The following is a 9524-nucleotide window of genomic DNA, read 5'->3' as shown; positions in this document are numbered from 1 at the left end:
CCCCCCCCCCCCCCCCCCCCCCCCCCCCCCCCCCCCCCCCCCCCCCCCCCCCCCCCCCCCCCCCCCCCCCCTCTACATAGTCGGCGGGTCGCGCCCGTGCAGCCGCCGCTCGAACTCGCCGGCGGGCAGGCCCGGGGCGAACAGGAAGCCCTGGCCGATGCTTACCCCCAGGCCCAGCAGGCACTGGCGCTGGGCTTCGGTTTCCACGCCCTCGGCCACGACGCCCAGGCCCAGGCTGCGGGCGATCGCGCAGACCGCCTCGCACACCGCCACGTCCGAACGGTTGCGCGGGATGCCCTCGACGAACAGCTGGCTCAGCTTCAGGCCGTGGATCGGCAGCCGGCGCAGGTAGTTCAGCGCGCTGTAGCCCTCGCCGAAATCGTCGATGGTCAGCATCACGCCCATCTCACGCAGGCGGGCGAAGGTGCGCAGGGTGTCCGGCGCATCCTCGATCAGCACCCGCTCGGTGAACTCCAGTTCCAGCACCGTACCGGGCAGCTCGAACTCGTCCAGCACCTGGCGTACCCAGCGGGCCAGGTCCTCGCCGACGAACTGACGCCAGGACACGTTGACCGCCACCCGCATCGTCTCCAGGCCATCATCCTGCCATTGCCGCACCTGCCGGCAGGCCTCGCGCAGCGCCCACTGGCCGATCCGCACGATGTCGCCGGTGTGCTCGGCGTGGCCGATGAACAGGTCCGGGCGCATCTGCCCAAGCTGGCCGTTGTGCCAGCGCATCAGTGCCTCGCAGCCGGTGATGGCGCCGGTGCGCAGGTTGATCTGCGGCTGGTAGACCAGGCGGAACTCATCGCCGTCCAGCGCCTTGTGCAGCCGGCTCTCGATCTGCAGACGGTCGTTCTGGCGCTCGGCCAGTTCCTGTGAGAACACGTGCCAGCCGTTGCGGGTGCGGCGCTTGCACTCGTACATGGCGGTGTCGGCGTTCTGGATCAGCTGCTGCGGCCGGTCGCCGTCGCCCGGGGCCTTGGCGATGCCGATGCTGGCGGTGACCTGGAACTCGTCGCTGCCCAGCTGGAAGGGCGAGGAGAACGCGGCGGTGATGCGCTCGGCCAGCTGCTCGGCCTGGTCGGGCTGGTCGCGCAGGTCACAGATCACCAGGAACTCGTCGCCACCGAAGCGGGCGAGCAGGCCTTCGGTGCCGATGGCCGTGGCGATGCGCCGGGTCGCTTCGATCAGCAGCTCGTCGCCGGCATTGTGGCCGAGCAGGTCGTTGACCACCTTGAAGCGGTCCAGGTCGATATACAGCACCGCCACCCGGTCGTGGCCCGGGCTGCCCATGCGCACGCCGAGGTCGGTGAGCACCGCGTCGCGGTTCATGATCCCGGTCAGCGGGTCGGTGCGCGCCTGCACGCGCAGGGTTTCTTCGGCCTGCTTGCGTTCGGTGATGTCCTGCACGGTGCCGGTGATGCGCGCGGCATCGACGTCACCGGTGGAGACCTCGCCGATCATCCGGATCCAGAACGAGTGGCCGTCGCGGCGCTGGCCCTGCAGCTCCAGGCCGAAGCTGCTGCGGTGTTTGATGGTGTCGGCCAGGGCCTGCTGCAGGGAGGCGCGGTCATCACTGCGCAGGCAGTCCAACAGGGCGGTCATGTCCTGCAGGTCGTCGGGCTGGCCGACGATGCGCCGGGCCTCGTCGGTCAGGTACAGGCGCTGCAGGCTGCGGTCCCATTCCCAACCGCCGATGTGCGCCAGCGACTGTGCCCGCGCGAACAGCAGGTTGTTGCGCTTGAGCTCGGTGATGTCGCTGAACATCGAATAGACATGGTCGGCCTGGTCGCAGCCGGTGCCGAACACCGGCACGTTGGTGGTCGACAGCCACAGCATGCGTCCGCGCGGGCGGTGGTACAGGCCGATGATCGTGCTGCGGATGACCCGCCCGGCCTGGAAGCAGCGGATGGTTGGCCACTGTGCCTGGGTGAGGGTGTTGCCGTGCTCGTCGACGATCAGCCAGGCCTCGGGGTTGAGCAGGGCGTCGAAGGCATTGCCGTTGCTGGTGATGCCGAGGACGCGGTGCGCGGCCGGGTTGGCCGAGATCACCCGCAGGTTGCGGTCGAACAGGATCACGCCCTTGTCGATCGATTCCATCAGCAGGCGGTAACGCGATTCGGCACGCCAGCGGCCGCTCAGGTCGCGCGCCACGGCCACGATGCAGGGCTGGCCGTGGTCCTGGAAGCCGGCCGAATGCACCTCCACCGGGAAGCGGCTGCCATCGCCGCGCATGTTGGTCACTTCGATGACATAGGTGTCACCGCGGTTCAACGCTTCCCAGACCGGCTGCAGGTGGTCGCTGGGCAGGTCGGGATTGAGCAGTTCGATCGGCTGGCCGACGATGGCTTCGCGTGGGCGGTCGTAGGCGTGGATGCCGGCGCGGTTGACGTCCAGCACCACGCCGTCGGCGCTGAGGATGCTGACCGGGTCGGGCACTGCATCGAACAGGGCGGCGTAGCGCTCCTGTGCCTCGCCCATGCGCAGGCGGGCGTCGATCAGTGCCTCCATCGCCTGGCGCAGCAGTCTTGCCTGTGCGGCAGGCGGGTCGCCCGCCAGCGCGGCCTGCAGTGCGGCCAGCGCGTCGTCGGTCACGGCGGATGCTTCGCCGTGGGCCGGGCCGTCGCGCGGGCCGCTGTCGTTCATGTCGCCGCCAGGGCCTGCCCGACCCGGCTTGCGGTGGCGCGACCCAGCAGGCCGGCCAGCCAGCGCCCGGTTTCCGCCAGGGCCGGCAGGTCCACGCCGCATTCCAGGCCCAGGCCCTGCAGCAGGTAGACCACGTCCTCGCTGGCCACGTTGCCGCTGGCGCCCTTGGCATAGGGGCAGCCGCCGGCGCCGGACACCGCGCTGTCGACCACGCGCACGCCTTCCTCCAGACAGCTGGCGATATTGGCGATGGCCTGGCCGTAGGTATCGTGGAAGTGCACGGCCAGAGCGCTCATCGGGATCTCGGCGGCGACCGCCTTCAGCATGGCCCGCGCCTTGTGCGGGGTGCCGACGCCGATGGTGTCGCCCAGCGAGATTTCGTAGCAGCCCATCTCATGCAGGGCGCGGGCCACGCGCACCACGTCGGCCAGCGGCACTTCCCCCTGGTAGGGGCAGCCCAGCACGGTGGATACGTAGCCGCGCACGCGCACGCCGTCCCCGGCAGCACGGCGCAGGATCGGCGCGAAGCGGGCCAGTGACTCGTCGATGCCGGCATTGGTGTTGGTGAGGTTGAAGGCCTCGGAGGCAGCGGTGAACACCGCCACTTCCTGTACGCCCACGGCGCTCGCACGTTCATAGCCCTGCTCATTGGGGACCAGCACCGGGTAGGCAATGCCGGGGCGGCGGTCGATGCCTGCATAGACCTCGGCCGCATCGGCCAGCTGCGGAACCCAGCGCGGGCTGACGAAGCTGGTCGCTTCGATGGTGCGCAGGCCGGTGGCGGACAGGCGGTCGATCAGGGCGATCTTGTCGGCGGTGGCCACCGCCTGCTTTTCGTTCTGCAGACCGTCGCGCGGGCCCACTTCCACGATGCGGACGAAATCGCTCATCGGCGCACCTCCGTGGCGGGCAGGTGGGGGCGGGCGGCAGGTGCGGAAGCGGGTGCGATCACGGGGTTTCCTGGAGAACGGGGGCGGCCCGGTCTCCACCAGGCTGCCAACAGGGATACGCAGGTCGGCCGCGAAAGCGGCCACATTCCTGCGCGGGAATCAGTCCGGGCGGTGGCAGACCGCTTCGATGTTGTTGCCATCGGGGCAGATCACGAAGGCGCCGTAATAGTCGCGGTGGTACCACGGGCGCAGGCCCGGGGCGCCGTTGTCGCGGCCCCCGGCTGCCAGTGCGGCGGCGTGGAAGGCATCGACCTCGGCGCGGCTGCCGCAGGCAAAGGCCACGTGCACGCCGTGGCTGGGGCTGCCGCCGTTGCCGATCCAGAAGAACGGCTTGCCGTTGCTGCCGAAGCCCACATGGTCGTGGTTGCCGGTCTGTTCGGCGGTCACTTCCATCACCAGGCTGATGCCCAGCGGCGCCACTGCCTGCAGGAAGAACGTCCGGCTGCGTGGCAGGTCGGCGCTGCACAGGCCGATGTGGTCGAGCATGTCAGGCCTCCGTGACCCAGTGCGGGGCGCGCTTGTCGAGGAAGGCGCCCAGCCCTTCCTGTCCCTCGGCCGACACCCGCAGGCGCGCGATCAGGGCGGCATTGTCGCGGTCCAGGGTGTCACGGTCGTGGCTGTCGCGGACCTGGCGGACCAGCTCCTTGGCCGAGGACGAGGCGATCGGGCCGGCCTTGTCCAGCAGGGCCAGCTGGCGCTGCAGGGCGTCGTCCAGGCGCTCGGGCTCGACCAGCTGGTGGACCAGGCCGATGCGCAGGGCGGTTTCCGCATCGAAGTGTTCGCCCGTGGCGAACCAGCGGCGGGCCTGGCGCGGGCCGATGGCCTCGATCACGTAGGGCGAGATCACCGCCGGCAGCAGGCCCAGGCGGCTCTCGGTGAGGCCGAAACGGGCCGCGCTGGTGGCGATGGCGATGTCGCAGCAGGCGACCAGGCCGACGCCGCCACCGAAGGCCGCGCCATGGACCCGGGCCAGGGTCGGCTTGGGCAGCTCGTCCAGGATGCGCATCAGGCGCGCCAGGGCCAGTGAATCCTCGCGGTTCTCGGCCTCGCTGGCGGCGGCCATGCCGCGCATCCACTGCAGGTCGGCACCGGCGGAGAAGGACGCGCCATGGCCGGCCAGCACCACCACCCGTACAGCCGGGTCGCGGCCGGCGGCCTCCAGGGCGGCGGTCAGGCGGGCGATCAGGCTCGCGTCGAAGGCATTGTGCAGTTCCGGCCGGTTCAGCCAGAGGGTCAGGACGGCGCCATCGCGCTCGATCAGCAAAGCATCGTTCATGGGATTCCGGGGGTTACTCCATTCCTGTATGGATCATAGCGGCCCATTGGTCATGGGCCATGACGCGACGCGGGAATGTTAGAATCGAGAACCATTTACATCCAGCTGAGATCGCGCTAGATGACGCTGTCCGAACTGCCCCTGCATACCCCGGCCGTGGTCGATTCCGTGCAGGACCTTCAGGCCAACGATGCCATCGCCCGGCGCCTGCGCGAGCTGGGCTTCGTCAAGGGCGAGGAAGTGCGCCTGATAGCCAAGGGGCCGGTCGGTGGCGAGCCGCTGCTGGTGCAGGTCGGGTTCACTCGTTTCGCGCTGCGTATCAGTGAAGCCAAGCGGATCGTCATCGACACCGCCCGTGTGGAGTTCCGTGCATGAATGCTGCCGTCAACGCCGCTCCCCTGCGCATCGCGCTGGTCGGCAATCCCAACAGCGGCAAGACCGCGCTGTTCAACCAGCTGACCGGCAGCCGGCAGAAGGTCGCCAACTACACCGGCGTCACCGTCGAGCGCAAGGAAGGCCGCCTGCGTGCGCCGTCCGGCCGCGAGTTCGCCGTGCTCGACCTGCCGGGCGCCTACAGCCTGCAGCCGGCCAGCCTGGATGAGGCGATCACCCGCGACCTCTGCCGGGGCTTCTACCCGGGCGAGGCCGCGCCGGACGTCCTGCTGTGCGTGATCGACGCCACCAACCTGCGCCTGCACCTGCGCTTCGCGCTGGAACTGCGTGAGCTGGGCAAGCCGATGGTCATCGCTCTGAACATGGTGGACGCGGCCCAGCGCCGTGGCATCCGCATCGACGTGGCCGCGCTGGAACGCGAGATCGGCGTGCCTGTGGTGGAAACCGTGGCCGTGCGCAAGCAGGGCGCCAAGGCCCTGGTCGACCGCCTCGATGCGATGGTGCCGCACCTGGATGCGCCGCTGGCCGGCGTCGAGGGCGGCATCGATTACCACGCCAAGGTGCGCAGCATCCTTGCGGCGGCCGTCAGCATGCCGGCGCGTACCGCGAAGATCGACGACACCCTGGACCGCTGGCTGCTGCACCCGGTGTTCGGCCTGATCACCCTGGTGGTGGTCATGTTCCTGATCTTCCAGGCGGTGTTCGCCTGGGCCACGCCGCTGATGGATGGCATCGAAGCCGGCTTCGGCTGGCTGGGCGAATTCGTCGGCGGCGTGCTGCCCGAAGGCCCGCTGACCAGCCTGCTGACGGACGGCATCATCGCCGGCCTCGGCGGGGTGGTGGTGTTCCTGCCGCAGATCCTGATCCTGTTCGCCTTCATCCTGGCGCTGGAGGAGTCCGGCTACCTGCCGCGCGCGGCGTTCCTGCTCGATCGCATGATGGCGGGCGCCGGCCTGTCGGGCCGTTCCTTCATCCCGCTGCTGTCCAGCTTCGCCTGCGCGGTGCCGGGCATCATGGCCACCCGCAGCATCCAGGACCCGCGTGATCGCCTGGCGACCATCCTGGTGGCGCCGCTGATGACCTGCTCGGCACGACTGCCGGTGTACGCGCTGCTGATCGGTGCGTTCATCCCGGCCGGCAAGGTCGGCATCTTCAATCAGCAGGGCCTGGTGTTGTTCGGCCTGTACGTGGCCGGCATCCTCAGCGCGCTGGTGATGTCGTGGGTGATGAAGAAGTGGCGCCGCGACAAGAGCGAGCACCCGCTGATGCTGGAGCTGCCGTCCTACCGCCTGCCGCACGTGCGCGACCTGGCCGTGGGCCTGTATGAGCGCGGCATGATCTTCCTGCGCCGGGTGGGCGGCATCATCCTGGCCCTGACCATCCTGCTGTGGGTGCTGCTGACCTTCCCGGGCGCCCCGGCCGACGCCACCATGCCGGCCATCGATTACAGCTACGCCGGCCAGATCGGCCATGCGATGACCGCGATCTTCGCTCCGCTGGGCTTCAACTGGCAGATCTGCATCGCGCTGATCCCGGGCCTGGCCGCGCGCGAAGTGGCGGTGTCCTCGCTGGCCACGGTCTACGCGCTGTCGGCAGCCGATGACGATGCGGCCATCTCGGCGCTGTCGCCGGTGGTGGCCGATGGCTGGTCGCTGGCCACCGGCCTGGCGCTGATGGTGTGGTTCATCTACGCACCGATGTGCATTTCGACGCTGGCCACCATCAAGCGCGAAACCAATTCGTGGAAGACGATGGGCTTCTCGGCGCTGTACCTGTTCGCGGCGGCCTACGTGGCGGCACTGATCACTTACCAGGTGACCGTGGCGTTGGGAGGCGGCTGATGGACGCCGGCCTGCTGATCCAGTACCTCATCGTCGCGGTGGCCGTGCTGGCCAGCGTGTGGGTGGTGATGAAGAAGCAGTTTCCGGTTACCACGCGCAGGCTGCGCAGCACGCTGGCACTGGCCCTGCTGAAGCCGGGCCGGGCGGCCTGGGTGCAGGGCCTGGGGCGGAAGATCGCGCCGCCGGCCAGTGGCGGTGGTGGCGCCTGCGGTGGCTGCGACAGCTGCGGACCGGCACCGCCGAAGCGGCACTGAGCCTGCCCTTCCTGCTTTGCTGGGGGCGGGCCTCCTCCGATGGGTGCGGGCCTTGGTCCTCACTGCCGATTGATCATCCACGCATGGAGCTACGTTGCGGGCCGGGCGAGGCGGGCTGTTCGCCGCGACGCGTCAGCGCGCCTGCGCACCCAGCCCGGCCGCTTGAGCCAGCCAGCGTTCGCGTTGTTGCGGCGTGCCGCTGCGCACGGCGCCCAGGCGGGTGACCCGCACTGGGCGGATGCCGCAGAATTCCAGGATGGTGCTGCGGATCTGGGTAATTCCCGGGTCGCGGTAGATCCACCGGTAGTACCAGGGCGGCGTGTCCAGGGTGGTGATGACCCGCGCGCTGCGTCCAGCCAGCAGCCGGTCCCACCATACCGAATCGCGCCGGTAGCGGAAGGCGAAGCCTGGCAGCAGCACGCGGTCGAAGAAGCCTTTCAGCAGGGCAGGCATCGCGCCCCACCAGGTCGGGTAGACCAGTACAAGATGATCGCAGGCCTCGATCGCGTCGGCGGCATCCTGCAGGTCGGCTTCCAACGGCTGGATCTGGCGATACCCGTGGCGAAGTACCGGGTCGAACTGAAGGTCGCCCAGGGCAATCAAGCGCACGCGGTGGCCAGCGTTGCTGGCGGCGGTCGCGTAGCGTTGGGCGAGGGCGCCGCACAGGCTGTCACGGTCGGGATGGCCAAGCAGGATCAGGATGGAGCGGGACACGGCAGTCTCGAAGGCTGGAAAGCGACCGACGTTGCGCTATGCCCCTAGGGCAGAGTCAAACTCCGCCAAGGCAGCCGGCAGGAACCAGAACGCAGGTGCCATCGCCCTGCTGCAGCCATTGCCGCAGCTCGCCGGTGACTTCCTGCAGTTCGACCTCGATCCGGGCAAGCCGCTCGCGCTCGGAAGCAATCGCAGTGCGCTGGCGCTCCAGCAGGACCAGCACTGCCGGCCAGTCGAGCTGGCCGTCGCTGCGCTGCAGGCGCGTGATGGCGGCCAATCCGATGCCCAGTCCCAGCGCCTGCCGGATCAGCTGTACCCACGCCACATCCTGTTCGCTGTAGTCGCGATAGCGGTTCAGGCGCGGCACCGGCGGCAGCAGTCCGCGTGCCTCGTACAGGCGGATCGCCTTGGCGCTGGCGCCGGTGCGGCGCGCGACTTCGGAAATGCGCACCGTTTCAGCCCTGCATCCGCGCAGGCGGCATGATGGCGTCAGCACTTGGCGCGGGCGGTCTGCAAAGGTGCATGAGGTGCGGGCCAGCGCTTGAGGGGGCACGCAGCGTAGCAGCCACAGCGCTTGCCGGACCATGCGTGCTGCCGCTAGCCTGCGTGCATGAACCAGACTCCCCTCCGACTGCTTATTCACGGCGCCTCCGGGCGCATGGGCCAGGCCCTGTTGCGGCTGGCCGCCGAACACGCTGATTCCCTGCAGATCGTCGCTGCGGTGACCGGCCGCGCGCCGGCCCAGCGCGTGATCGAGGGCGTGCCGTACTTCGCCGCCAGCGAGCTGGGAGGCGCGCCGGCGTTCGACGTGGCCATCGACTTCAGCCTGCCTGAAGGCTTCGACCCGATGCTGGCGCTGTGCGTGGAGCGCGGTGCGGGCCTGGTGTCCGGCACCACCGGCATTTCCAGCGTGCAGCGGCAGGCACTGGAGGCAGCCGCGGGTGCCATTCCGCTGGTCTGGGCGTCGAACTTCAGCCTGGGCGTGGCGGTGCTGGATGAACTGGTCGAGCGCGCCGCACAGGCGCTGGCCGGCTGGGATTGCGATGTGGTCGAGTCGCACCACACGCAGAAGAAGGATGCGCCGTCGGGCACCGCGCTGACCCTGGGCGCGGCCGCGCAGCGGGGCGGGGCGGAGCCGCACTACGCCAGCCTGCGTGCCGGCGACATCGTCGGCGAACACCTGGTGCAGTTCACCGGCCTGGGTGAGCGCATCGAGCTGGTGCACCGCGCCACCAACCGCGACATTTTCGCCCGCGGTGCGCTGTTTGCCGCCCGCCAGCTGCAGGGGCGGGCGCCGGGCAGCTACCGGGTGCGGGACCTGCTGGACGGTCCCCGTTAACCGGTAGCGCCGGGCCATGCCCGGCGGCCTAGTCAGTTCCGCCGGGCATGGCCCGGCGCTACCGTAGATGGCCTGCATACGCTGCCGGATTGAAATGAATACGCAATC

Annotated in this window: 10 protein-coding genes; 4 read left to right on the top strand and 6 right to left on the bottom strand. The window is 69.6% G+C overall.

Annotated features, from left to right (window positions below; genetic code table 11):
- Nucleotides 1–72: 72 nt before the first annotated feature.
- From NQ204_RS10440 to NQ204_RS10425, 4 genes are all read right to left on the bottom strand, one after another.
- Entirely contained in the window at nucleotides 73–2649 is a 2577-nt protein-coding gene (locus tag NQ204_RS10440) for a sensor domain-containing protein (RefSeq protein WP_256643828.1), read from the bottom strand.
- Entirely contained in the window at nucleotides 2646–3539 is an 894-nt protein-coding gene (locus NQ204_RS10435; RefSeq protein WP_116864582.1) for a hydroxymethylglutaryl-CoA lyase, read from the bottom strand. Before NQ204_RS10435 ends, NQ204_RS10440 begins: the two co-directional genes overlap by 4 nt.
- Before the next feature lie 159 nt (nucleotides 3540–3698).
- Nucleotides 3699–4085, bottom strand: a complete 387-nt coding sequence (locus tag NQ204_RS10430) for a VOC family protein (protein WP_256643827.1) — start codon at nucleotides 4083–4085, stop codon at nucleotides 3699–3701.
- Between the two features lies 1 nt (nucleotide 4086).
- Nucleotides 4087–4875, bottom strand: coding sequence for an enoyl-CoA hydratase/isomerase family protein (locus tag NQ204_RS10425; RefSeq protein WP_256643826.1), 789 nt, complete (start codon nucleotides 4873–4875; stop codon nucleotides 4087–4089).
- A gap of 120 nt (nucleotides 4876–4995) precedes the next feature.
- Between NQ204_RS10425 and NQ204_RS10420 the strand changes: the two genes are divergently transcribed.
- Genes NQ204_RS10420 through NQ204_RS10410 form a run of 3 tightly spaced genes read left to right on the top strand, consistent with a single transcriptional unit; the run spans nucleotide 4996 to nucleotide 7363 of the window.
- Nucleotides 4996–5250, top strand: coding sequence for a FeoA family protein (locus tag NQ204_RS10420; RefSeq protein ID WP_256643825.1), 255 nt, complete (start codon nucleotides 4996–4998; stop codon nucleotides 5248–5250).
- Nucleotides 5247–7109: a ferrous iron transport protein B gene (feoB, locus tag NQ204_RS10415; RefSeq protein WP_116864578.1), complete on the top strand. Its 1863-nt coding sequence runs from the start codon at nucleotides 5247–5249 to the stop codon at nucleotides 7107–7109. Before NQ204_RS10420 ends, feoB begins: the two co-directional genes overlap by 4 nt.
- Nucleotides 7109–7363, top strand: a complete 255-nt coding sequence (locus NQ204_RS10410; RefSeq protein WP_256643824.1) for a DUF6587 family protein — start codon at nucleotides 7109–7111, stop codon at nucleotides 7361–7363. Before feoB ends, NQ204_RS10410 begins: the two co-directional genes overlap by 1 nt.
- 132 nt (nucleotides 7364–7495) lie before the next feature.
- On the opposite strand, the gene NQ204_RS10405 is transcribed toward NQ204_RS10410, so the two are convergent.
- Nucleotides 7496–8077 carry an NAD(P)H-dependent oxidoreductase gene (locus tag NQ204_RS10405; protein ID WP_256643823.1) on the bottom strand — a complete coding sequence of 194 codons (582 nt, stop codon included), beginning with the start codon at nucleotides 8075–8077 and terminating at the stop codon, nucleotides 7496–7498.
- Between the two features lie 55 nt (nucleotides 8078–8132).
- A complete protein-coding gene (locus NQ204_RS10400; protein WP_116864593.1) occupies nucleotides 8133–8528 on the bottom strand; it encodes a MerR family transcriptional regulator in 396 nt (131 codons plus the stop codon).
- Between the two features lie 159 nt (nucleotides 8529–8687).
- Here NQ204_RS10400 and dapB point away from each other — a divergent pair, with 159 nt between their 5' ends.
- A complete protein-coding gene (gene dapB, locus NQ204_RS10395) occupies nucleotides 8688–9416 on the top strand; it encodes a 4-hydroxy-tetrahydrodipicolinate reductase (RefSeq protein ID WP_256643822.1) in 729 nt (242 codons plus the stop codon).
- Nucleotides 9417–9524 lie beyond the last annotated feature (108 nt).

The organism is Stenotrophomonas testudinis, from assembly GCF_024499815.1.
In the GTDB taxonomy this organism is placed as follows: Bacteria; Pseudomonadota; Gammaproteobacteria; order Xanthomonadales; family Xanthomonadaceae; genus Stenotrophomonas.
Note: the sequence above shows the minus strand (reverse complement) of the source record. Positions and strands in the feature narration are given on the sequence as shown.

Bases quoted from the DNA above. Each gene is read 5' to 3' on its own strand.
- NQ204_RS10430 (WP_256643827.1), bottom strand. From the start codon at position 4,085: ATGCTCGACCACATCGGCCTGTGCAGCGCCGACCTGCCACGCAGCCGG.
- NQ204_RS10420 (WP_256643825.1), top strand. From the start codon at position 4,996: ATGACGCTGTCCGAACTGCCCCTGCATACCCCGGCCGTGGTCGATTCC.
- NQ204_RS10435 (WP_116864582.1), bottom strand. From the start codon at position 3,539: ATGAGCGATTTCGTCCGCATCGTGGAAGTGGGCCCGCGCGACGGTCTG.
- feoB (WP_116864578.1), top strand. From the start codon at position 5,247: ATGAATGCTGCCGTCAACGCCGCTCCCCTGCGCATCGCGCTGGTCGGC.
- NQ204_RS10440 (WP_256643828.1), bottom strand. From the start codon at position 2,649: ATGAACGACAGCGGCCCGCGCGACGGCCCGGCCCACGGCGAAGCATCC.
- dapB (WP_256643822.1), top strand. From the start codon at position 8,688: ATGAACCAGACTCCCCTCCGACTGCTTATTCACGGCGCCTCCGGGCGC.
- NQ204_RS10410 (WP_256643824.1), top strand. From the start codon at position 7,109: ATGGACGCCGGCCTGCTGATCCAGTACCTCATCGTCGCGGTGGCCGTG.
- NQ204_RS10425 (WP_256643826.1), bottom strand. From the start codon at position 4,875: ATGAACGATGCTTTGCTGATCGAGCGCGATGGCGCCGTCCTGACCCTC.